The sequence below is a fragment of the Umezawaea sp. genome (genome assembly GCF_057122925.1).
In genome coordinates, this window is record NZ_DBNGPQ010000041.1 from 56,630 (window position 1) to 79,369 (window position 22,740).

Annotated in this window: 18 protein-coding genes; 16 read left to right on the plus strand and 2 right to left on the minus strand. The window is 69.9% G+C overall.

The window, feature by feature from the left end; all coding sequences use genetic code 11:
* The first annotated feature begins 94 nt into the window (after nt 1-94).
* The 13 genes from AC156L_RS07080 (at nt 95) to AC156L_RS07140 (ending at nt 17,506) form a co-directional block, all read left to right on the plus strand.
* Nucleotides 95-655, plus strand: coding sequence for an enoyl-CoA hydratase/isomerase family protein (locus AC156L_RS07080; protein ID WP_330882860.1), 561 nt, complete (start codon nt 95-97; stop codon nt 653-655).
* Nucleotides 656-676: 21 nt separating this feature from the next.
* On the plus strand, nt 677-1,687 hold the full coding sequence (locus AC156L_RS07085; protein WP_259629613.1) for a LacI family DNA-binding transcriptional regulator: 1,011 nt from the start codon (nt 677-679) through the stop codon (nt 1,685-1,687).
* A 231-nt stretch (nt 1,688-1,918) separates the two neighbouring features.
* Complete coding sequence (locus AC156L_RS07090) at nt 1,919-3,280, plus strand: ABC transporter substrate-binding protein (RefSeq protein ID WP_330882864.1); 1,362 nt, start codon at nt 1,919-1,921, stop codon at nt 3,278-3,280.
* Nucleotides 3,280-4,230 carry a carbohydrate ABC transporter permease gene (locus AC156L_RS07095; protein ID WP_330882866.1) on the plus strand — a complete coding sequence of 317 codons (951 nt, stop codon included), beginning with the start codon at nt 3,280-3,282 and terminating at the stop codon, nt 4,228-4,230. The genes AC156L_RS07090 and AC156L_RS07095 overlap by 1 nt, the downstream gene beginning before the upstream one ends.
* On the plus strand, nt 4,227-5,096 hold the full coding sequence (locus AC156L_RS07100; protein ID WP_330882868.1) for a carbohydrate ABC transporter permease: 870 nt from the start codon (nt 4,227-4,229) through the stop codon (nt 5,094-5,096). The genes AC156L_RS07095 and AC156L_RS07100 overlap by 4 nt, the downstream gene beginning before the upstream one ends.
* 25 nt (nt 5,097-5,121) lie before the next feature.
* Complete coding sequence (locus AC156L_RS07105; RefSeq protein ID WP_330882870.1) at nt 5,122-6,750, plus strand: glycoside hydrolase family 13 protein; 1,629 nt, start codon at nt 5,122-5,124, stop codon at nt 6,748-6,750.
* A 167-nt stretch (nt 6,751-6,917) separates the two neighbouring features.
* Nucleotides 6,918-9,131 (plus strand): discoidin domain-containing protein, encoded by a 2,214-nt coding sequence (locus tag AC156L_RS07110; protein WP_330882872.1) that lies wholly within the window; start codon nt 6,918-6,920, stop codon nt 9,129-9,131.
* A 12-nt stretch (nt 9,132-9,143) separates the two neighbouring features.
* Nucleotides 9,144-11,909, plus strand: a complete 2,766-nt coding sequence (locus AC156L_RS07115) for a discoidin domain-containing protein (RefSeq protein ID WP_330882874.1) — start codon at nt 9,144-9,146, stop codon at nt 11,907-11,909.
* Nucleotides 11,910-12,517: 608 nt separating this feature from the next.
* Nucleotides 12,518-13,279 carry a DeoR/GlpR family DNA-binding transcription regulator gene (locus AC156L_RS07120; RefSeq protein WP_330882876.1) on the plus strand — a complete coding sequence of 254 codons (762 nt, stop codon included), beginning with the start codon at nt 12,518-12,520 and terminating at the stop codon, nt 13,277-13,279.
* A 91-nt stretch (nt 13,280-13,370) separates the two neighbouring features.
* The gene (locus AC156L_RS07125; RefSeq protein WP_330882878.1) at nt 13,371-14,732 is read left to right on the plus strand and encodes an ABC transporter substrate-binding protein; all 1,362 of its coding nucleotides are present in this window, start codon (nt 13,371-13,373) and stop codon (nt 14,730-14,732) included.
* A gap of 13 nt (nt 14,733-14,745) precedes the next feature.
* The gene (locus tag AC156L_RS07130) at nt 14,746-15,708 is read left to right on the plus strand and encodes a carbohydrate ABC transporter permease (RefSeq protein ID WP_414720114.1); all 963 of its coding nucleotides are present in this window, start codon (nt 14,746-14,748) and stop codon (nt 15,706-15,708) included.
* Entirely contained in the window at nt 15,708-16,520 is an 813-nt protein-coding gene (locus tag AC156L_RS07135; RefSeq protein WP_330882881.1) for a carbohydrate ABC transporter permease, read from the plus strand. Before AC156L_RS07130 ends, AC156L_RS07135 begins: the two co-directional genes overlap by 1 nt.
* A complete protein-coding gene (locus AC156L_RS07140; protein ID WP_330882883.1) occupies nt 16,517-17,506 on the plus strand; it encodes a zinc-dependent alcohol dehydrogenase family protein in 990 nt (329 codons plus the stop codon). The genes AC156L_RS07135 and AC156L_RS07140 overlap by 4 nt, the downstream gene beginning before the upstream one ends.
* A 79-nt stretch (nt 17,507-17,585) precedes the next feature.
* Here the strand turns inward: AC156L_RS07140 and AC156L_RS07145 are convergent, their stop codons facing one another.
* A complete protein-coding gene (locus AC156L_RS07145) occupies nt 17,586-18,593 on the minus strand; it encodes a hypothetical protein (protein WP_330882886.1) in 1,008 nt (335 codons plus the stop codon).
* 141 nt (nt 18,594-18,734) lie between these two features.
* Nucleotides 18,735-19,409 (minus strand): hypothetical protein, encoded by a 675-nt coding sequence (locus AC156L_RS07150; protein WP_330882888.1) that lies wholly within the window; start codon nt 19,407-19,409, stop codon nt 18,735-18,737.
* 380 nt (nt 19,410-19,789) lie between these two features.
* Between AC156L_RS07150 and AC156L_RS07155 the strand changes: the two genes are divergently transcribed.
* Genes AC156L_RS07155 through AC156L_RS07165 form a run of 3 tightly spaced genes read left to right on the plus strand, consistent with a single transcriptional unit; the run spans nt 19,790 to nt 22,475 of the window.
* Nucleotides 19,790-20,743 (plus strand): amino acid ABC transporter permease, encoded by a 954-nt coding sequence (locus tag AC156L_RS07155; RefSeq protein ID WP_330882890.1) that lies wholly within the window; start codon nt 19,790-19,792, stop codon nt 20,741-20,743.
* The gene (locus AC156L_RS07160; protein WP_330882892.1) at nt 20,740-21,504 is read left to right on the plus strand and encodes an amino acid ABC transporter ATP-binding protein; all 765 of its coding nucleotides are present in this window, start codon (nt 20,740-20,742) and stop codon (nt 21,502-21,504) included. The genes AC156L_RS07155 and AC156L_RS07160 overlap by 4 nt, the downstream gene beginning before the upstream one ends.
* 17 nt (nt 21,505-21,521) lie before the next feature.
* Complete coding sequence (locus AC156L_RS07165) at nt 21,522-22,475, plus strand: ABC transporter substrate-binding protein (RefSeq protein ID WP_484406699.1); 954 nt, start codon at nt 21,522-21,524, stop codon at nt 22,473-22,475.
* The last annotated feature ends 265 nt before the right edge of the window (nt 22,476-22,740 follow it).

Sequence of the window (22,740 nt, forward strand, 5' to 3'; positions counted from 1 at the left end):
CCGACGTTCGCTGATCCGACGACACGCCGCATGTCACTCGATGGTGGTCACCCGCATGACACGCGGGCTCGGATTCAGTCACAGTGACGATCTCATGTCCGTCACCCTGGAGTTCACCGACGGGGTCGCGCTGATCCTCGTCGAGCACTCTTCGGCGGGACCGACCGGCGCCGACCTGGCCGCAGTGCGATCGGCGCTCGACGCCGCGTCGGACGCGGTCGCGGTCGTGCTGCACGGCGGCGACCGCTCGTTCTTCTCCGGTGTCGACCTCCGGATGGTGGCCCGTACCGCTCCGGCCGAGGTCAGGGCCCACGCGGAGGGCTTGAGGGCGTTGTGCGCGCAGGTCGCGCGGATGGCGGTCCCGGTGGTCGCCGCGATCGGCGGTGACGCCGTCGGCGGCGGCTGCGCGCTGGCGATGGCGTGCGACGCGCGGGTCCTCGTGGACGGCGGCAGCCTGGGCAGCGTGACGTCCGCGCAGGCCGACCGGGCGGTGCTGATCGGCCGCCGGGTGCCCGCGGCGGAAGCGCTGCGCGCCGGACTGGTCGACCTGGTCGTACCGCCTTGCGCGCTGCTTGCGTCAGCGCGGGAACTGGCCGTCAGCCACGCCGCACACGCGCCACGCAAACGAGCGCAAGAGTACGCAAAAGTCCGTTAATCGCTGTCGTATACTTGCTCTATGACGCAGCGACGGTTGGCGGAAGTGGCCGCGAAGGTCGGCGTGAGCGAGGCGACCGTGAGCCGGGTGCTCAACGGCAAGCCCGGCGTCTCCGACGCCACCCGCTCCGCCGTCCTCACGGCCCTCGACGTGCTCGGCTACGAGCGGCCGACGCAGCTGCGCGGCGAGCGCGCCCGGCTGGTCGGGCTGGTGCTCCCCGAACTCCAGAACCCGATCTTCCCGGCCTTCGCGGACGTGGTCGGCAACGCGCTCGCGCAGCGCGGCTTCACGCCCGTGCTGTGCACCCGCACGGCGGGCGGCGTGTCCGAGGCCGACTACCTGGAACTGCTGCTCGAACAGCACGTTTCCGGCGTCGTGTTCGCGGGCGGCCAGTACGCGCAGGCCGACGCGCCGCACGAGCACTACCGCCAGATGACCCGCCGCAAGCTGCCCGCCGTGCTGGTCAACGCCGCCGTCGAGGACCTCGGGTTCCCGAGGGTGTCGTGCGACGACGCGGTGGCCGTCGAGCAGGCGTTCGGCCACCTCGTCTCGCTGGGCCACCAGCGCATCGGCGCGGTCCTCGGGCCGCCCGACCACGTGCCGTCGCAGCGCAAGCTCGCCGCGCTCAAGGTGTGCGCCGAACGGGCGAACCTGGAGCTCTTGCACGACTTCGTCGAGCACACCATGTTCTCCCTCGAGGGCGGGCAGGCCGCGGCCACCCGCCTGCTGAACCGCGGGGTCACCGGCATCGTCTGCGCGAGCGACCCGCTTGCGCTCGGCGCGGTGCGCGCGGTGCGCAGGCAGGGCAAGCGGATCCCGCAGGACGTGTCGGTGGTCGGCTACGACGACTCGGCGTTCATGAACTGCACCGAGCCGCCGCTGACGACGGTCAGGCAGCCGATCGAGGCGATGGGCCGGGCGGCCGTCGAACTGCTGGCGAACCAGATCTCCGGCGCCCAGGTGCCCGACGAGGAGCTGCTCTTCGAGCCCGAGCTGGTCGTTCGTGCGTCGACGGGTCCCGCGCCGAGGTAGACCTGGTTCCGCCAGACCCCGAAGGGGCGAGCCGCCACGGCTCGCCCCTTCTTCACGTCACCCGTTCGTGATAAATGTCAGCATCTTGCGAAATCTCGTAGACATCTTGCGGACTTCGGCTTGTCACGCTTATGGTGTGCGCCACACAAGCCGTCGCTGATCCGCCGCCGGGAGTCACCACCGACTCACGGACAGATCCCGCGCACCCTCGTCGAGAAGGGTCCCCAGACGATGAACACATCAACGGTCCGCAGAGCCGCAGGCCTGTTGCTGGTCAGCAGCCTCGGCCTCGCCACGGTCGCGTGCTCCTCCGGCACCCCCGACGCGTCGACGGGCGGGAAGGTGGCCCTCACGGTCAACGGGCAGCCGCCGCAGACGCAGGCGTTCGACCGGAAGATCTTCGACGAGGACGTCGCCGAGTTCGAGGCGGCCAACCCCGACATCGACCTCCAGCCGAAGGAGGGGTTCATGGACCCCAAGACCTTCTCGGCGAAGCTCGCGGGCGGCCAGCTCGAAGACGTGTTCTACGCCTACTTCACGGACCCGGCGAACCTGATCGCGCGCAAGCAGGCGGCGGACATCACGGAGTACGTCAAGGACGTGCCGCACTACGCGGACATCCAGCAGAACCTCAAGGACGTGTTCAGCGCCGACGGCAAGGTCTACGGCGTGCCCACCGCCAACTACTCCATGGGCCTGCTCTACAGCCGCGCGGTGTTCACGAAGGCGGGGCTGAACCCCGACTCCCCGCCGAAGACGTGGGACGAGGTCGCGGTGGCGGCCAAGAAGATCGCCGACCTCGGCGACGGGACGGTCGGCTTCGCCGAGTACAGCAAGAGCAACCAGGGCGGCTGGCACTTCACCACCTGGATGTACTCGCAGGGTGGGCGGATCGCGAAGAAGGACGGCGACAAGTGGGTCGCGGACTTCAACGACGACAAGGGCAAGGCCGTGCTGAACCACCTCAAGAAGATGAGGTGGGAGAACAACAGCATGGGCGAGAAGCAGCTCCTCGAACTCGCCGACGTGCAGCAGATGATGGGCGCGGGCCAGCTCGGCATGTACCTGGCCGCGCCGGACAACGTGCCCACGCTGGTCAACCAGTTCAAGGGCAAGTACGAGGACTACGGCCTGGCGGGCATCCCGGACGGCAAGGGGACGCTGATCGGCGGCGAGGGCTACATGATCAACCCGAAGGCCACGCCCGAGAAGATCAAGGCCGGGCTGAAGTGGGTGCAGTGGAAGTACCTGAACCCCGACCGCATCGAGAAGAACCTCCAGCGCTACAAGGCCGAGGGGCAGCCCATCGGCCTGCCGGTCCCGCCGGTCGCCGACATCTGGACCGGCGCCACCCGTGACAAGCAGAACCAGCTCAAGGACGCCAACGCGACCGTGCCGGTGGCGAACTTCAAGGCCTACGTGGACTCGTTCGAGAGCATCAAGGGCGCCATCGAGCCCCCGAACGCCCAGCAGGTGTACGCGATCCTCGACAACGTGATGCAGGCCGTGCTCACGAACAAGGACGCGGACGTCTCGCAGCTGCTCTCCGACGCCGAAGCCAAGGTGAACCCGGTGCTGGCCCAGGTGAAGTGATGTCGGCTTCCACACTGCTCCGCCCTGCCGGAGCACCCGCCCCGGACGCCGCCCGGCGTCCGGGGCGGGCCCCCGGCCGGGTGCGCCGCCGGATCGTGGAGAACCTGACGGCGTACGGGTTCCTCTGCGCCGCCCTGGTCTGCTTCGCGCTGTTCTCCTGGTACCCCATCGTCCGCGGTGTCCTGCTGGCGTTCCAGCAGGTCAACTTCATCACCGACCCGGAGTGGGTCGGGTTCGAGAACTTCGAGCGGCTCTTCGCCGACCCGCTGTTCTGGGACGCCTGGGGCAACACGCTGCTGTTCACCGGGCTGGCGCTGGTGTTCGGGTTCTTCGTCCCGTTCCTGATCGCCGTGCTGCTCAACGAGCTGCGGCACGCCAAGGGGTACTTCCGGCTGGTCGTCTACCTGCCGGTGATGCTCCCGCCGGTGGTGGCGGCGCTGCTGTGGAAGTGGTTCTACGACCCCGGCCCCGGCCTGTTCAACTCGATCCTGCGGACCGTCGGGATCGACGGCCCCCGCTGGCTCGACGACAGCACGACCTCGCTGCTGTCGCTGGTGCTCGTGGCCACGTGGTCGAACCTCGGCTCGGCGACGCTGATCTACCTGGCCGCGCTCCAGACCATCCCCGGCGAGCTGTACGAGGCGGCCGAGCTGGACGGCGCGACCGTGGTGCAGCGCCTGCGCCACGTGACGATCCCGCAGACCCGGTTCGTGCTGCTGGTGCTGCTGCTGCTGCAGGTCGTCGCGACGATGCAGATCTTCACCGAGCCCTACATCATGACCGGCGGCGGTCCGGACGACTCGACGGTCACCGTGCTGCTCCTGCTGTACCGCTACGCCTTCGTCTACAACGACTTCGGCACGGCGAGCGCCCTGAGCACGCTGCTGCTCGTGTTCCTGTCGGTGTTCTCCTTCGCCTACCTGCGGATCACCAGGAGGGCAGACGCGTGAGCGACCGTCCTGTTCGGACCCTGTTCTCCGGCAGCCGCACCGGGATCGGGTACAAGATCGTGTTCACCGCGACGGTCGTGGTGTTCACCGCCGCGTTCGTGCTGCCGTTCCTGTGGCTGGTGCTCGGCGCGATGAAGCCCGCCGTGGAGCTGGCGAAGGTGCCGGTGACGGTGCTGCCCGAGACGTTCAACCCCGGCAACTACGTCGAGGCGTGGGAGCTGATGGACCTGGGCGAGTACTTCCTCAACACCGTGCTGGTGGTGGCGGGCGCCTGGTTCGTGCAGATCCTGTTCGACGTGCCCGCCGCGTACGCGCTGTCGAAGCTGCGGCCGGTGTTCGGCGACGGCGTGCTGGTGGCGATGCTGGTCACGCTGATGCTGCCGCCGTCCACGCTGCTCGTGCCGATGTACCTGACCATCACCGACGTGCCGCTGCTCGGCGTCAACCTGGTCAACAACCCCGCCGCGATCTGGCTGCCCGCCGCCGCCAACGCGTTCAACATCTACCTGCTGAAGCGGTTCTTCGACCAGATCCCGACGGAGCTGCTCGACGCCGCGCGCATGGACGGAGCGGGGGCGGTCACCGTGCTGTGGCGGGTGGTCCTGCCGATGGCGCGGCCGATCCTGGCCGTGGTCTCGATCCTGGCCGTGGTGGCCGCGTGGAAGGACTTCATCTGGCCCCTGCTGGTCTTCTCCGACCCGTCGCTGCAAACGCTCAGCGTGGCGTTGCAGCGGTTCGCGCCCGACACCCCGATCAACCTGCTGCTGGCCGGTCTGGTGCTCGCCGCCCTGCCGATGATCGCCGTTTTCCTGCTGTTCCAACGGCACATCCTGGCCGGTCTCACCGCAGGCAGCGTCAAGGGCTGACCCATTCCACGAGGAGGGCATTGAAGTGGCCGAAGCGAAGACGACCACGACCACGCGTTGGTGGCGCGGGGCGGCGATCTACCAGGTGTACGTCCGGAGTTTCGCGGACGGCAACGGCGACGGGGTCGGCGACCTCCAGGGCCTGCTGCGCAAGCTGCCCTACATCGCCGAACTGGGCATCGACGCGATCTGGCTCAACCCGTGGTACCCGTCGCCGATGGCGGACGGCGGCTACGACGTGGCCGACTACCGGGCCATCGAGCCGCTGTTCGGCTCGCTGGTGGAGGCCGAGAAGCTGATCGACGAGGCGCACGCCCTCGGCATCAAGATCATCATCGACATCGTGCCCAACCACTGCTCCGACCAGCACCCCTGGTTCCTCCAGGCCATCGCCGAGGGGCCGGACAGCCCGGCGCGGGAGCTGTTCTGGTTCAGGCCGGGCAAGGGGGAGGACGGCTCCGAGCCGCCCAACGACTGGCAGTCCCGCTTCGGCGGCCCGGCGTGGAGCCGCTCCACCAACCCGGACGGCACGGCGGGCGACTGGTACCTGCACCTGTACAGCCCGGAGCAGCCGGACTTCAACTGGACCAACCGGAAGGTGCACGACGAGTTCGACGACATCCTGCGGTTCTGGCTGGACCGCGGCGTCGACGGCTTCCGCATCGACGTGGCCGACGGCCTGGTCAAGGAGGACGGGCTTCCCGACCTCGACGGGCGGACGCCGGAGCCGCTCCCGTTCTCCGACCAGGACGGCGTCCACGAGATCTACCGGCACTGGCGGCGCATCGCCGACGAGTACCCCGGCGAGCGGATCTTCGTCGGCGAGATGTGGCTGCCCGACCCGGAGCGCTTCGCGCGCTACCTGCGCGAGGACGAGCTGCACTCGGCGTTCAACTTCGACTTCCTCGGCTGCCCGTGGGACGCGGCGGCGCTGCGCGGGGTCATCGACGACACCCTCGCCGCGCACGCCCCGGTGGGCGCGCCGCCCACGTGGGTGCTGTCCAACCACGACGTGACCAGGCACGTCACCCGCTACGGCCGTGCGGACACCTCGTTCGACTTCGGCGACCGCCAGCACCTGGCGACGACCGACTTCGAGCTGGGCACCCGCCGGGCACGGGCGGCGGCGCTGCTGACCACGTCGCTGCCCGGCGGCGTGTACGTCTACCAGGGCGAGGAACTGGGGCTCTGGGAGGTGGAGAACCTCCCCGACGAGCTGCGCGAGGACCCGGTGTGGGTGCGCTCCGGCCACACCGACCGCGGGCGCGACGGCTGCCGCATCCCGATCCCGTGGGGCGGCTCGGAACCGCCGTTCGAGTTCGGCGACGGCACGGCGTGGCTGCCGCAGCCGGAGGAGTGGAGCGACTTCACCGCCGAGGTGGAGGCCGCCGACCCGGACTCGATGCTCTCCCTCTACCGCACGGCGCTCCGCCTGCGCCGCACCGAGGAGGCGCTCGGCGACGGCGACCTGACGTGGCTGGACCTCGGCCCCGGCGTGCTCGCGTTCACCCGCTCGCCCGGCTTCGCCTGCGTGGTCAACCTGTCGCCGGACCCGGTCCCCCTGCCGGACCACGCGGGCGTGCTGCTCACCAGCGACCCCCTGCACGACGGCGCGCTGCCGTCGGACACCGCCGCCTGGCTCCGCCTGGCCTGACCGGAGGAGGACAACGATGTCGGTCCGCCTGAGACCCGAGCACCCGTAGTCCCCGCTCCGCGTGCGCCCACCGGTGGTCGTCCGCTCGACCACCGGTGGGCCCGGCACCCACCCGCCCGGTCCGCCGGGTCGTGACCCCTGCGCTTCACCCCTGCTTGGAGCCGTCGATGTCTCCTGTCCGCAGCACAGCCCTGCCCCTGACGCTGGCGCTCGTGGCCGCCAGCGCCGTGGCCGGGACGCTCTTCGCCACCGCCCCGACCGACTCGCCGCCCCTGACCCTCACCGCGGGCGGGAACGGCGCCACGGTCCCGTTCACCGAGTACGAGGCCGAGGCCGCGGCGACCAACGGCAACCGCATCGGCCCGGACCTCACCCAGGGCAGCCTCGCGTCCGAGGCGTCCGGCAGGCAGGCGATCACCCTGTCCGGCCAGGGCCGGTACGTCGAGTTCACCCTCACCAAGCCCGCCAACTCGATCGTCGTGCGCTACAGCGTCCCGGACGGCAGCCAGGGCACGGTCTCCGTGCTCGTCAACGGCGCCAAGGTCCGCGACCTCGCCGTGACGTCGAAGTACAGCTACCTCACCGCCCCGTGGATCGTCGGCGCCAAGGAGCACCACTTCTACGACGAGTCGCGGGCGCTGCTCGGCCGCGACGTCCAGGCGGGCGACAAGGTCCGCGTGCAGCTCGACGCGGGCAACGTCGGCACCGCCACCGTCGACCTCGCCGACTTCGAGCAGGTCGCCGCCGCCGCGGCGCAGCCCGCGAACTCGCTGTCGGTCACCGGCTACGGCGCCACCCCGAACGACGGCGGCGACGACGCGAACGCGTTCGCCAGTGCCGTCACCGCCGCCAGGTCGCAGGGCCGCGAGGTGTGGGTGCCGCCGGGCACCTTCGAGATCGGCCGGGGCCTGGCGATCGACCAGGTCACGATCCGCGGCGCGGGCAACTGGCACTCCGTCCTGCACAGCAACAACCCGTTCCTCAACAACGGCCAGGTGCGGGGGAACATCAGGCTCCACGACTTCGCGGTCATGGGCGAGGTCACCCAGCGCGTGGACACCAGCCCGGACAACGCCTACCACGGTCCGCTGGGCAGCGGTTCGGTCATCTCGGGCCTGTGGATGCAGCACCTCAAGTGCGGCATCTGGACCATGAACGGCACCACGAACGGCGCCGTCATCGAGAACAACCGGTTCCTCGACCTGGCCGCCGACGGCCTCAACTTCAACGGCCGGGTCACCGACTCCGTGGCGCGCGACAACTTCCTGCGCAACACCGGTGACGACTCGCTGGCCATGTGGTCGCTCGGCGCGGACGTGCGGGACTCGTTCGTCGACAACACGATCGTCCAGCCGAACCTCGCCAACGGCATCGCGATCTACGGCGGCACCGACACCACCGTGCGCGGCAACCTGATCCGCGACACCAACGCGCTCGGCGGCGGCATCGCCATCTCCAACCAGGCGTTCGTGCACGACGGCTCGTTCTCCCCGCTCGCGGGCACGACGACGGTCGCCCAGAACACGATGGTCCGCACCGGGGCGATGAACCCCAACTGGGGCCACCCGATGAGCGCGATCCGCTTCGACGCCTACGACTTCCCGATCACCTCACCGGTCACCGTCACCGACAACCGGTTCGTCGACAGCCCGTACAGCGCGCTCCAGTTCGTGTCGGGCGGCGGCACCGGCAAGCCGATCACCGGCGTCACCGTGGACGGCGCGTCCGTCGAGGGAGTCGGCACGGTCGTGCTCCAGGTGGAGGCGCCCGGTTCGGGGCGGTTCAGCGGCGTCGTGGCCTCGCGGGTCGGCACGCGCGGGTTCTACAACTGCGTCTACCCGTCGAGCGCGGGCACGTTCACGATCAACCGCGGCAGCGGCAACACGGGCTGGGACAGCCAGTGGACCGACTGCGGGAGCTGGCCCCCGCGCAACGCGGGCGACACCCCGACCACCCCTCCGCAGTCCGGGAACGTGGCCCGCGGCAAGCCGGTCACCTCGTCCAGCCAGGTCGGCGGGTACCCGTCGTCGAACACGACCGACGGCAACGCCGACTCCTACTGGGAGAGCGCGAACAACGCGTTCCCGCAGACGCTCACCGTCGACCTCGGCGCGGCGACGGCCGTCAAGCGGCTGGTGCTGACGCTGCCGCCCGCCACGGCGTGGGGCGCCCGCACCCAGACCCTGAGCGTCTCCGGCAGCGGCGACGGCAGCGGCTTCAGCCAGCTCGTCGGGTCCACCGGCTACCGGTTCGACCCGGCGAGCGGCAACCAGGTGACCGTCCCGGTGACGGCGAACCAGCGCTACCTGCGCCTGACCTTCACCGGGAACACGGGCTGGCCCGCCGGGCAGCTCTCCGAGTTCGAGGCCTACACCTCCTAGAAGGGCCGTCCCATGCGCTCCTCCCTCCGACGGCCGCTGGCGTTCGGCGCCGCGTGCCTGTCCGCGGCGGTGGTGACCGCGCTGGTCGTCGCCGCACCCCAGTCCGCCTCCGGCCAGGTCAGCGCGGCGGCGGCCTACCAGTCGCCGTTCGACGTCCCCGGCCGCGGCGCGACCGTCCCGTTCACCGAGATCGAGGCCGAGAACGCCGCCACCAACGGCACCAGGATCGGCCCCGGCCGCAGGCAGGGCACCCTCGAAGGCGAGGCGTCCGGCCGCCAGGCCGTCACGCTGTCCGGCCAGGGGAAGTACGTCGAGTTCACCCTGACCAAGCCCGCGAACTCCATCGACATCCGCTACAGCGTCCCGGACGGCAACGGGGGAGCGGGCATCACCGCGCCGCTGTCGCTGTACCTCAACGGCACCAGGACCACGAGCCTCACCCTGACGTCGAAGTACTCGTGGCGCTACGGCGGCTACCCGTACGCCAACGATCCGGGACAGGGCAAGCCGCACCACCTGTACGACTCGACCCGCGCGCTGTTCGGCTCGACCCTCCCGGCGGGCGCCAAGGTCCGGTTGCAGGTCGACAGCGGCGACACCGCGCCGTCGTACACGATCGACCTCGCCGACTTCGAACAGGTGGCAGGCCCCGCCACCCGGCCCGCCAACTCGGTCTCGGTGACCGAACACGGTGCCGTGGCGGGGGATTCGGGCGACGACAGCACCGCCTTCGTCGCCGCCGTGGCCGCCGCGAGGGCCGCGGGCAAGGAGGTGTGGATCCCGGCCGGGACGTTCACCGTCACCCGGCACATCACCGTCGACCAGGTGGTCGTGCGCGGCGCGGGCCACTGGCACAGCGTCGTGCGCGGCAACCGCGTCGGCTTCTACGGCCTCGGTGAGCCGTCGAGCTGCGGCACCGGCGGCAACACCGGCCGCAGCAGCCGGGTGGAGCTGCGGAACTTCGCCATCATCGGCGAGGTCACCACGCGCGAGGACTGCGACCAGGTCAACGCCATCGGCGGCGCGCTCGGCGGCGGCTCCGTGGTGGACGGCATGTTCCTCCAGCACACGAAGGTCGGCCTCTGGCTCGACGGGCCGTTCGACGGGCTGACCATCAGCAACAACCGCGTCGTCGACCAGCTCGCCGACGGGATGAACCTGCACCGGGGCGTCAGCAACGTGCTGATCGAGAACAACCTCTTCCGCAACATCAGCGACGACGGCATCGCGTTCTGGTCCGAATACGACGCCGACCACGGCAACACGATCCGGCACAACACCGTCGTCGTGCCGATGAAGGCCAACGGCATCGCCATCTACGGCGGGCGGGACAACACCGCGACGGACAACGTCGTGGCCGACACCCAGGACCAGGGCGGCGGAATCCACGTCGGCAACCGGTTCCAGTCGGTGCCGCTCGCGGGCACGACCACGTTGGCGCGCAACACGACCCTGCGCGCCGGGGTGCTCGACTCCAACTGGCAGTTCGGCGTCGGCGCGCTGTGGTTCGACGCCCGCGACGGGGCGATGTCGGGGCGGATCGACGTCACCGACACGGACCTGATCGACTCGAACCACGAGGCGATCCAGTTCATCAGCGGGACGATCACCAACGTGCACTTCAACGGGGTGCGGATCCTCGGGGCGGGGACGTTCGGGATCCAGCTCCAGTCGCCCGGCGGCGCGTCGTTCTCCAACGTGACGGCGACCGGGCTGGGGCGCGGCGGGATCTACAGCTGCCTGGGGTCGGGCGGGTTCGCGATCGAGCGCGGCACCGGCAACTCCGGGTGGGACACCACGCCGTACTGCGGCCCGTGGCCTGAGCCGGTGTACGGCGATCCGACCGTGCCACCGACGACGACCACCACCACGACCACGACGACCACCACCGTTCCCCCGGACCCCAGCGGCAACCTCGCGCGCGGACGTGCGGCGTCGGCGTCCAGCCAGGGCTCGGGCTTCGCCGCGTCGAACGCCACCGACGGCAACGCGGGGTCCTACTGGGAGAGCACCAACGGCTCGTTCCCGCAGACGCTCACCGTCGACCTCGGCGCGGCGGCGGACGTGGGCCGGGTCGTGCTGAAGCTGCCGCCGTCGTGGGAGGCCCGCACCCAGACGATCGCCGTGTCCGGCAGCGCGGACGGGTCGGCCTTCACCCAGGTGTCCGGGCCCACCGGCTACCGCTTCGACCCCGCGTCCGGCAACGCCGTCACCATCCCCGTGACCGCCGGCCACCGCCACCTGCGGGTGACGGTCACCGCCAACACCGGCTGGGCGGCGGGCCAGGTCGCGGAGTTCGAGGCCTACCGCTCCGGTGGCCCGACCACCACGACCACCACCACGACGACGACGGCCCCGACCGGCAACCTGGCGCGCGGCAGGTCCGCCTCCGCGACCAGCCAGGCGGACGTCCACGGTCCGTCCAGGACGACCGACGGTGATCCCGGCACCTACTGGGAGAGCGCGAACAACGCGTTCCCGCAGTCCGTCACCGTCGACCTGGGAACGTCGACGCGGGTGGGCCGGGTGGTCCTCAGGCTGCCGACCCCGGCGGCCTGGGTGAGCAGGACCCAGACCATCGCGGTCGAGGGCAGCACCGACGGCACCGCCTACCGCACCCTGTCCGCCTCGGCGGGCCGCACCTTCGACCCGGCCACCGGCAACACCGCCACCATCGCGTTCCCGGCGGGCCAGGCCAGGTACGTCCGCCTGGTCGTCACCGCGAACACGGGCTGGCCCGCGGGCCAGGTCGGCGAGTTCGAGGTCCACAGCGGTTGACCACCGACCTCCTGAGCACCACTCCGGACACCGGGCCCCCGAGCCTCGACCTCCTCGGGGGCCCGGCCCGTGTCCGGGTGACGTCGCCCCGCCCCACAGTCCACGCGCACCGTCCGACCCGGACGGGGGCGGGTCCGCGCGGGGTTCCGACCCGTCGCCGGAGGGGGAAACGGGCACGGGAGCAGCCACCCCTGAAAGGGGTTCTGCCAACCCCTAGCACCCCCTAGCCTGTTCAATCGTGACCGTTCGGACATTGGTCTGTGACCCGCATCGGCCCAGTTGAGCGCCTGTTTGCATCCACAACAACTGAGAAAATCGTGTGGGGGACGCTCCATTCCACGCGGATCAAACCGACCCGCCACGCCTGGCGACGATCTGGCGGCACACTCGCAATTGGCTCCGCTTCGCGAAAAACGGGCAACTTTTGACCAGTGATCGGGCACGTATCCGCATCGATGTCGGCATTCCCCCACGTGTTGACTAGCCAAACGGGCGCCAATCGGGCATGTTCGCACGTGCTGTGTCGCTGGCCACACTGTTTCCCCGGTGTTAAACCTATGGGCAGCCCGAACGGGCATCTGCAAGTCCGAGTGGGCAGGAGGATGTGCATGCAGGCAGAAGAGCGTCAGCGCCGCATTCTCGCTCGTGCTCGGGCCGACGGGCGGGTCGACGTCGTCGACATCGCCGCCGAGCTCGGAGTGGCGCCGGAGACGGTCCGCAGGGACCTGAGGCTCCTCGACGACCACGGCTTGGTCCGGCGGACGCACGGGGGTGCCTTCCCCGTGGAGAGCGCGGGGTTCGAGACCGGTCTCGCGTTCCGCTCGGCGTCCATGGTGCCGGAGAAGCGGCGCATCGCGAAGGCTGCGGCCGACCGCCTGGCCGACGCGGAGACGGTGTTCGTCGACGAGGGGTTCACGCCGCAGCTCGTGGCCGAAGCCCTGCCGACGACCCACCCGCTGACCGTCGTCACGGCGTCGCTGCCCACGGCCGCGGCACTGTCCGGCACGCCCTCGGTCACGGTGCTGCTGCTGGGCGGCCGCGTCCGCGGTCGCACGCTGGCCACCGTGGACCACTGGGCGATCCGGATGCTGAGCGAGATGGTGATCGACCTCGCGTACATCGGGTCGAACGGGATCTCGCGCGAGCACGGACTGACCACACCCGACCCCGTGGTCGGTGCGGTCAAGGCACAAGCCGTGGGCGCTTCGAGACGGAAGATCTTCGTCGGCGTCCACACCAAGTTCGGCGTGGCGAGCTTCAACCGGTTCGCCGCGATTTCGGATCTCGAAGCCATAATCACGGATTCCGGACTGCCCGCGGCCGAAGGTCACCGCTATGCCGCGCTCGGCCCGAAAGTTGTCAGAACCTGATCAAGTCCCCCGAGTGGTGCACCACGGCGTGGTGACCTGGCTGCTCGACGCCCTCCTCAGGGCAAAAACGGTTAGATGGGAAGGAAAGACGATGACGTCATTCAGTTCTCGCCGCGTCGCCCGTGTGGCGGCAGCCGCGCTGGTGGCAGTCGGGGTGACGGCGTGCAGCGGCGCCGGTGGGGGTGGATCCACGGCCGACGGTTCGTCGATCAACGTCCTGATGGTCAACAACCCCCAGATGCAGGACATCCAGAAGCTCACCGCCGACAACTTCACCAAGCAGACCGGCATCAAGGTGAACTACACGGTGCTGCCCGAGAACGACGTCCGCGACAAGATCAGCCAGGACTTCTCCAGCCAGGCCGGTCAGTACGACGTCGCGACGATCAGCAACTACGAGACGCCCATCTACGCCAAGAACAACTGGCTGGCGCCCCTCGACGACTTCATCGCGAAGGACAGCGGGTTCGACCAGAACGACATCCTGGAGCCGATCCGCCAGTCGCTGACGGCGGAGGACGGCAAGGTCTACGCGGAGCCGTTCTACGGCGAGTCGTCGTTCCTCATGTACCGCAAGGACGTCTTCGACGCCAAGGGCCTCACGATGCCCGAGAAGCCGACGTGGCAGCAGGTCGCGGACCTCGCCGCCCAGGTCGACGGGGCCGAGCCGGGCATGAAGGGCATCTGCCTGCGCGGCCAGCCGGGCTGGGGCCAGGTCATGGCGCCGCTCACCACGGTGGTCAACACCTTCGGCGGCACGTGGTTCACCAAGGACTGGCAGGCGCAGGTGAACGCGCCGGAGTTCAAGGAGGCCACCAAGTTCTACGTCGACCTGGTCCGCGCCCACGGTGAGGCCGGTGCCCCGCAGGCGGGCTTCGCCGAGTGCCTGAACAACATGACGCAGGGCAAGGTCGCGATGTGGTACGACGCCACCGTCGCCGCCGGTCTGCTGGAGGCCAACGACTCCCCGGTGAAGGGCAAGCTCGCGTTCGCGCAGGCCCCCGTCGTCAAGACCGAGGCGTCGCAGTGGCTCTACACGTGGGCGTTCGGCGTCCAGAAGGCCAGCAAGAAGCAGGACGCGGCCTGGAAGTTCATCTCCTGGGCGTCCGGCAAGGACTACGAGAAGCTGGTCGGCACGTCGCTGGGCTGGTCGAAGGTGCCGGACGGCAAGCGCTCCTCCACCTACCAGAACCCCGACTACCTGGCCGCGGGCAGCTCGTTCGCCAAGCAGGCCGAGGCCGCCATCAAGGGTGCCAAGCCCACCGACCCCGGTGTCCAGCCGAGGCCCGCGAGCGGCATCCAGTTCGTCGGCATCCCCGAGTTCACCGACCTCGGAACCCAGGTCTCCCAGCAGATCAGCTCCGCCATCGCGGGCTCGACGTCCGTCGACGACGCGCTCAACGCGGGGCAGGCGCTGGCGGAGAAGGTCGCCGAGAAGTACCGCGCGAAGTAGCGAGGAGCCTTCGATGAGCCTCGACACGGCACCACCACCGGCAAAGCAGCACAGGCGGGGCACCCCTCCCGCTCCGACGGGGCTCAGCGCGGCAGCGCGCTGGGCCCGTCGGGCCCCCCTCCTCCCAGCGCTGATCTTCACCATCGTGGTGACCCAGCTTCCCTTCGTGGCGACGCTGATCATCTCGGTGCTGCGCTGGAACTCCCTCGACCCCGAGAACCGCGGGTTCGCCGGGTTCGACAACTACGTGGCGGTCTTCACCGACCCGAACCTCAGGTCGTCGATCGTCACGACGGTCATCCTCACCGTCGTCGTGGTGGTGGTCAGCCTGATCCTCGGCCTCGGTCTGGCGCTGTTGCTGGACCAGAAGTTCTTCGGCCGCGGACTCGCCCGCACGATGCTCATCGCACCGTTCCTGGTCGTCCCGGTGGCCGCCGCGCTGCTGTGGAAGCACGCGCTCTACAACCCGGAGTACGGCCTCTTCAACGGCGCCCTCACCTGGCTGTGGGGCCTGTTCGGCGCCGACAACCCACCGCAGCCCGAGTGGGTCAGCGACATGCCGCTGATCGCCGTCGAGGCCTCGCTGGTGTGGCAGTGGACGCCGTTCATGATGCTGATCCTGCTGGCGGGCTTGCAGAGCAGGCCGATGGACGTGGTCGAGGCCGCGCGCATCGACGGGGCGACCGGGTGGCAGATCTTCCGCTACCTGACGTTCCCGCACCTGCGGCAGTACCTGGAGCTGGGCGGCCTGCTCGGGTCGATCTACATCGTGCAGAACTTCGACGCGGTCTTCACCATCACCTCGGGTGGTCTGGGCACGGCGAACCTGCCGTACACGATCTACCAGACCTTCTACCAGGCGCACGACTACGGGCAGGCGTCCGCGGCCGGTGTCGTGGTGGTCATCGGGTCGCTCATCATCGCCAACTTCGCGTTGCGCGTGGTGTCGTCCCTGCTGAAGGACGAGGTGAAGTGATGCGCAGGCTTGTCGGTGTGGTGGCCTGGTTCTCGGCGATCCTGTTCTTCGCGCCGGTGGCGTGGATGGTGCTGACCTCGCTGCACAGCGAGTCGGACGCCGCCACGAACCCGCCGTCGCTGGCCGCCGGTCTGACGCTGCAGGGCTACGAGGAGTTCTTCGGCGCGTCCACGGGCCAGTCCCCGTGGCCGCCGCTGATCAACTCGTTCAGCGCGAGCATCGGCTCGACGATCATCGTGCTGCTGCTGGCGATCCCGGCCGCGTACGCGCTCTCCATCAAGAAGGTGGAGAAGTGGACGGACGTCATGTTCTTCTTCCTCTCCACCAAGATGCTGCCGGTCGTCGCCGGTCTGCTGCCGATCTACCTGGTCGCGCAGTTCACCGGGATGCTCGACAACATCTCGTTCCTGGTGATCCTCTACACCTCGATGAACCTGCCCATCGCCGTCTGGCTGATGCGCTCGTTCCTCGCCGAGGTGCCGATCGCCATCCTGGAGGCGGCGTCGATCGACGGTGCCGGTCTCATCACGACGCTGCGCCGGGTGGTGGCTCCCATCGCCATGCCGGGCATCGCCGCGACCGCGTTGATCTGCTTCATCTTCAGCTGGAACGAACTGCTGTTCGCCAGGGTGCTGACCGGCGTGGTCGCGGGCACCGCACCGGTGTTCCTCACCGGCTTCGTCACCAGCCAGGGCCTGTTCCTGGCGAAGGTCTGCGCCGCGGCGACGGTCGTGTCCCTCCCCGTGCTGATCGCGGGGTTCGCCGCCCAGGACAAGTTGGTCCAGGGCTTGTCGCTAGGAGCCGTCAAGTGAAGGCTGTCGTGATCACCGGGGTCGGTCAGCTGGAAGTGACCGAGGTGCCGGACCCGAAGGCAGGGCCGCGCGAGGTGGTCGTCGACGTCGCCGCCTGCGGTCTGTGCGGCACCGACCTGCACATCCTCCAGGGCGAGTTCGCGCCGACGCTCCCGGTGATCCCCGGCCACGAGTTCGCGGGTGTCGTCGTGGAGGTCGGTTCGGCGGTCACGGAGGTCGCCGTGGGCGACCGCGTCGCGGTCGACCCGTCGCTGTACTGCCACGAGTGCCGGATGTGCCGCCTGGGCCGCAACAACCTGTGCGAGCGGTGGAACGCGATCGGCGTCTCGGTCGCCGGTGGCGCCGCCGAGTACGCCGTGGCGCCGGTGGCGAACTGCGTGAAGCTGCCCGACCACGTCCGCACCGAGGACGCGGCGCTGATCGAGCCGCTGTCCTGCGCGGTCCGGGGCTACGACATCCTCCGGTCGCAGCTCGCGAGCCGGGTGCTCATCTACGGCTCGGGCACGATGGGCCTGATGATGCTCCAGCTCGGCAAGCTGACCGGCGCGGCCAGCATCGAGGTGGTCGACATCAACACCGACCGCCTCGCCACGGCCAAGCAGCTGGGCGTCACGGCCACGGCGACGTCGGCGGACGAGCTGGACCGGCCGAAGGGCTGGGACGTCGTGATCGACGCGACCGGCAACGAGCGCGCGATCCAGGACGGCCTCAACCGGGTCGCGAAGGGCGGGACGTTCCTCCAGTTCGGCGTCTCGGACTACGCGGCCCGCGCCGTGATCGAGCCGTACAAGATCTACAACCAGGAGATCACCATCACCGGTTCGATGGCGGTGCTGCACTCGTTCGAGCGGGCGGCGGACCTCTTCGCGACCGGCGTCCTGGACCCGGACGTCTTCATCAGCGACCGGCTCCCGCTCGACTCCTACGCGGCGGCGATCGAGCAGTTCAAGGCGGGCGAGGGGCGCAAGATCCAGATCCTGCCCTGACCCACCCGCGAGCGGACCGGAAGCCCACCAGCCGAACAGGCCGGTGGGCTTCCGCACGTCCGGGGCAGGAGCGCCGTCCTCAGGCGGCGTGCCTGCCGCGCTTGCGCGGGTTCCTCATGCTGAACACCACGACGCCACCCGCGGTGAGCACGCACAGCCCGAAGAGCAGCGGGATCGCGATGGACGCGCCGGTCGTCGGCAGGTCGGTGTCGTCGGCGACCACCAGGACGCCGTCCTCGCTCGTCGTCGTGCTCGTCGCCCGCTCCGAGGTCGTGCCGCGGGTCTCGCCGCCCACCGGCCCCCTGCCGTCACCGGGCACCGAGGAGGACGTGGAGGTCGCCGCGGACGTCCTGCTCCCCGGCGGCGTTTCCGAGCCGACGGACGTCCGAGCCGTCGGTGGCTCGACGAGGCTGACGAGCGGTGGCACCAGCGACGGCAGGGCCCTGGTCGGCAGCGCCGTCGAGGTGGGCCCGTTCCGACCGGGCGGCTCGGTGCCCCGCCCCGGCTGCTCCACGGGCGGCTCCGGCACCGCCGCGGTGGTGGTGGTCGTGGTCGTCACCGGGGGAGTGGTGGTGTGCGTGGTCGTCGTCGTGGGCGCGGTGCCGGTGGTCTTCGGAGCGCTCGTCCGCGTCGCCGTGGTGGTGGAGGAGGGCGGCGACGTGGTCGACCGCCGCGTCGGCGTGGGCGCGACCTGCTCGCAGGGCGGCTGCGACACCGTCCGGTCGAACGAGAAGCCCTGGTCGCCGGTCCGGTCGTTCCCGGCCCTCACCCTGACCCGGTAGGAGTGCGCCGCGTTGCCCGGCCGGATGAAGGAGTTCCGGTAGGACGACCCGAACCGCTCGCCGTCCAGCACCCGCTCGCCGTCCAGGACGGTCACGGTGTTCGCCACCCGGCTGTCGTAGCCGCGGATCTCCACCGTGAGCGCCGACTGACCGCCCACGCAGTTCGCCTTCACGGTCGGCGCGCCCGCGCCCGCGGGGTCGACGAAGCCGAACCAGACGACCGCCGTGGTGCCCACGAGGGCGAAGGCTCCGAGGGTGCGCCTGGCCACGCGCACGGCCGCGTCGTCCGATCGTGCAAACCCCATGGTGACACTCCTGTCGTGGTCCCTGCGGCGGGCATCGCGAGCCGCCACTTGCCTATACGGGACGGCGGAGGTCACTGTTCACGGCGGCCGTTAGGCCGATCAGGTGAAGGTTGGTCACTGTCCGGAGTGCGACGTGCCTGGTCAGGGCCGTTGAGGCCGTCGATCCGGTCGGTCTCGGCGCTTGAGGCCGGTCAGCACCACACCGAGCGCGCTGACCAGGCACAGGCCGATCAGGAGCGGGATCGCGACGGACGCCCCCGCCGCCGACAGCTCGGTCTTGCTGCCGAGCGGCACGATGCCCGTGTTCGTCGTCGGCGCCGTCGAGGGCCCCGGCTCGGTCGGGGAACCACTCGGGGTGGGCGTGGTGGTCGTCGTGGTGGGTGTCGCGCCCGCGACCGAGGACGGCGCCACCGACCCCGGAACGGTCGACACCGACGGCGGAGCCGCCCGACTGGGCGAGGCGCACGGCGTGGTCCGCACCTCGCGGGCGAACGACTGGCGGGTGTTGCCCGCGACCCGCACCGTCACGACGAACGTGTGCGCCACGTCCGCGGGCCGGGGGAACGAGCCCACGTAGGACCCGCCGAACTCCCGTTCGGACAGCACGACCTCGCCGTCCCGCACGCTGATCGTGTTCCGGCCCGCCGAGAACCCCCTCAGGTCCACCGCGAGCACGGCACCGCCCGGCCCGCACGACGTGCTCAGGTCCGCCTTCTCGGCCGATGCGGGGACGGCTGCCGTCAGCAGCGCCACGGCGGCCGTCGTGGTCGTCACGACGACGCCGAGCCCCGTGCGGGCGGTGCGGGCGAACTCCATGCGGGCTCCTAGGAGGTGGTGCGGTGTACAGGGCAGTACGGCCCTGGTAGGCCCGTTGTTCACCCGCTCCGCTGCGCCATCCGGGTGAGAGCGGTTGTCAACGAGGCACCCGGTGGTTTCACCAGTTGGACGTTCGCACCCGAGTCCTCCCCGTGTCTTGCCCACCGCTCCGCGGCGTGGCTACCGTTCCTCCAGACGCCGGAAACCCCACAGCGGAACGGAGAGCGACATGACCGTCCTGTGCTCGCGCCGCCACGTGGACCTCGGCCGCATCAGCAGCGCCCTCTGTCGCACCCGCTGATCCCCTCCTCCTCACCGCACTGAGCCCGGCCCACCCCGGCCGCCGGGCTGTTCAGCCGACCCCGGCACAAGGACCCCTCATGAGCGTTTCCGCGCGCCCCCTGGTGGCCGCACCCGATGACGAGGCCGACCCTGCGTCGCTGGAGGTGGTGCCCGCCCGCCACCCGTGGCGGTGGGTCGGCGTCGCCGTGGTGCTCGTCCTGCTCGCCCAGTTCGTCCACGGCCTGGTGACCAACCCCGGCTGGGACTGGCCCACGTTCAGGCAGTACTTCACCGCCGACTCGATCCTGCGCGCCGTCGGCGTCACCATCGAGCTCACCGTCCACGGCACGGTCCTCGGCTTCGCGCTCGGCGTGGTCCTCGCGCTCATGCGCCTGTCCAGGAGCCCGTTCCTCCAGGTGGTCAGCTGGACCTACGTCTGGGCGTTCCGCTCGATCCCGCTGATCGTGCAGCTGCTCTTCTGGTTCAACATCGCCTACCTGTACCAGCGGTTCGACTTCGGCATCCCGTTCGGCCCGTCGTTCATCTCCTTCGACACCAAGGACCTGATCGGCCCGATGAGCGCGGCCGTGCTGGGCCTCGCCCTGCACCAGGCCGCCTACTCCGCCGAGATCGTCCGCTCCGGCATCATCGCCGTCGACCACGGCCAGCTCGAAGCCGCTGCCGCGCTGGGCATCCCCAGGCTGCGCCAGTTCCGCAGGATCGTTCTGCCGCAAGCGATGCGCTCCATCCTGCCGAACGCGGCCAACGAGGTCATCAGCCTCTTCAAGGGCACGTCGGTCGTCTCCGTCATGGCGATCGGCGAACTCTTCTACCAGGCGCAGGTGATCTACGGCCGCAACGCGCGCGTCGTGGCCCTGCTCATGGTCGCCACGGTCTGGTACATCGCCATGACCACGCTCCTGTCGGTCGTCCAGCACCACGTCGAACGGCACTACGCCAAGGGAGCGCTGCGCGACCTGCCACCCACGCCGCTGCAACGCCTGCGTGCCCGGTGGTCCGCGCTGCGGGCCAGGGCGGGGGCGACCCGATGAGCGGGCCGATGGTCGACCTGAGGGGGATCCACAAGAGCTTCGGCGCGCTGGAGGTCCTCAAGGGCGTGAGCCTGGAGGTCGAACAGGGGCAGGTGGTGGTCGTCCTCGGCCCGTCCGGCTCCGGCAAGTCCACCCTCCTGCGCACGATCAACCACCTGGAGAAGGTCGACCGGGGCCACGTCAGCATCGACGGCGACCTCCTCGGCTACCGCAGGAGCGGCGGCAAGCTCCACGAACTCAAGGAACGCGAGATCCTGAAGCAGCGCACCCACATCGGGTTCGTCTTCCAGAACTTCAACCTGTTCCCGCACCTGACCGTGCTGGAGAACGTCGCCGAGGCCCCGCTCTCCGCGCAGCGCAAGCGGAAGGCCGAGGTCCACGCCGACGCCGTCCGCCTGCTGGCCAGGGTCGGCCTCTCCGACAAGGAGAACGCCTACCCCAGGCAGCTCTCCGGCGGCCAGCAGCAGCGCGTCGCCATCGCCAGAGCACTGGCGCTGTCCCCGAAACTGCTCCTGTTCGACGAGCCGACCTCGGCACTGGACCCCGAACTGGTCGGCGAGGTCCTGGACGTCATCAAGGACCTCGCGGCCACCGGCACCACCATGATCGTCGTCACCCACGAGATCGGTTTCGCCCGCGAGGTGGCCGACCGCGTCGTCTTCATGGACGAGGGCGTCATCGTCGAACAGGGCCCGCCCACCGCGGTCCTGGACCACCCCCAACACCCGCGCACCCGCGCCTTCCTGTCCAAAGTCCTGTAGCAGCACGGAGGAACACAGTGTCACCATCCAGACTCGTCCCGGCCCTGGTAGGTCTGCTGGTGCTGGTCGCGGCCTGCGGCGGTGCCGACGGCGCGGTGGTGGAGGACCAGGTGGTGTCGGAGGGCAAGGTCATCAACCTCGGTCCCGACCAGAAGCGCGTGACGGCGGAGAAGGACCCCACCATCGCCGCCGGGGTCCCCGGGGAGGTGCGGAAGACCGGCAAGATCACCATCGGCGGCTCCGCGGGCACGGCCCCACCACTGCGCTTCTACGCCACCGACGACAAGACCCCCATCGGCGTGGAGACCGACATCGCGGTCCTGATCGCCCAGGTGCTGGACCTGGAACCACAGCTGGAGGTCTCCTCCTGGGAGAACCTCTTCGTCGGCCTGGACTCGGGCGCCTACCAGCTGGGCCTGTCCAACATCACCGTGACCGAGGCCCGCAAGGACAAGTACGACTTCGCCACCTACCGCCTGGACACCCTCGCGTTCGAGGCGAAGAAGGGCGGCACCTGGAAGGTCGAGGGCCCGGAGGACGTGGCGGGCAGGACCATCGCCGTGGGGTCCGGCACCAACCAGGAGAAGATCCTCGTCGACTGGTCCCGGCGGAACGAGGACAAGGGTCTCAAGCCGACGGACATCAAGTACTTCCAGAACAGCTCCGACTACTACCTGGCCCTGGAATCAGGCCGCATCGAGGCCTACCTCGGCCCGAACCCCACGGCCGCCTACCACGTGGCCACGTCGGGCAAGACGGAGATCATCGGCAGCTTCTCCGGCGGCGGCGACATCGTCGGCAAGATCGCCGCCACCACCAAGAAGGACAGCGGCTTGGTCGAGCCGGTAGCGGAAGCGCTGAACCTGCTCATCAAGAACGGCAAGTACGCGGAAGTCCTCGAACGCTGGGGCCTGAGCAGCGAGGCGGTACCCACCTCGGAGATCAACCCACCGGGCCTCCCCAGGTCCTAGCCGGCGAGGACCGACCCACCGCGCGAGCGGGACAGGGCTTTCCCCGAAGCGGTGGCCGGTCCTGCTCGGGGACTCGACCCCTGCCCTTCGGCCCGATCACAGGGGCCAGGGGCCACGGGTCACTCCACGCCGGGACCAGCAGCCAGGTGGCGGATCCCCCACCCGCAGGGATAGGCCGGGGATCCGCCACCCTCCACAACGACACCCGGAACCGGAACGCCCTCAACGCCCGACTCCGGGCCCTCCCAGGGGAAGGATTCCCCAA

Bases quoted from the DNA above. Each gene is read 5' to 3' on its own strand.
- AC156L_RS07085 (WP_259629613.1), top strand. From the start codon at position 677: ATGACGCAGCGACGGTTGGCGGAAGTGGCCGCGAAGGTCGGCGTGAGC.
- AC156L_RS07120 (WP_330882876.1), top strand. From the start codon at position 12,518: ATGCAGGCAGAAGAGCGTCAGCGCCGCATTCTCGCTCGTGCTCGGGCC.
- AC156L_RS07095 (WP_330882866.1), top strand. From the start codon at position 3,280: ATGTCGGCTTCCACACTGCTCCGCCCTGCCGGAGCACCCGCCCCGGAC.
- AC156L_RS07080 (WP_330882860.1), top strand. From the start codon at position 95: ATGTCCGTCACCCTGGAGTTCACCGACGGGGTCGCGCTGATCCTCGTC.
- AC156L_RS07110 (WP_330882872.1), top strand. From the start codon at position 6,918: ATGTCTCCTGTCCGCAGCACAGCCCTGCCCCTGACGCTGGCGCTCGTG.
- AC156L_RS07125 (WP_330882878.1), top strand. From the start codon at position 13,371: ATGACGTCATTCAGTTCTCGCCGCGTCGCCCGTGTGGCGGCAGCCGCG.
- AC156L_RS07135 (WP_330882881.1), top strand. From the start codon at position 15,708: ATGCGCAGGCTTGTCGGTGTGGTGGCCTGGTTCTCGGCGATCCTGTTC.
- AC156L_RS07160 (WP_330882892.1), top strand. From the start codon at position 20,740: ATGAGCGGGCCGATGGTCGACCTGAGGGGGATCCACAAGAGCTTCGGC.
- AC156L_RS07150 (WP_330882888.1), bottom strand. From the start codon at position 19,409: ATGGAGTTCGCCCGCACCGCCCGCACGGGGCTCGGCGTCGTCGTGACG.
- AC156L_RS07130 (WP_414720114.1), top strand. From the start codon at position 14,746: ATGAGCCTCGACACGGCACCACCACCGGCAAAGCAGCACAGGCGGGGC.
- AC156L_RS07115 (WP_330882874.1), top strand. From the start codon at position 9,144: ATGCGCTCCTCCCTCCGACGGCCGCTGGCGTTCGGCGCCGCGTGCCTG.
- AC156L_RS07145 (WP_330882886.1), bottom strand. From the start codon at position 18,593: ATGGGGTTTGCACGATCGGACGACGCGGCCGTGCGCGTGGCCAGGCGC.
- AC156L_RS07155 (WP_330882890.1), top strand. From the start codon at position 19,790: ATGAGCGTTTCCGCGCGCCCCCTGGTGGCCGCACCCGATGACGAGGCC.
- AC156L_RS07090 (WP_330882864.1), top strand. From the start codon at position 1,919: ATGAACACATCAACGGTCCGCAGAGCCGCAGGCCTGTTGCTGGTCAGC.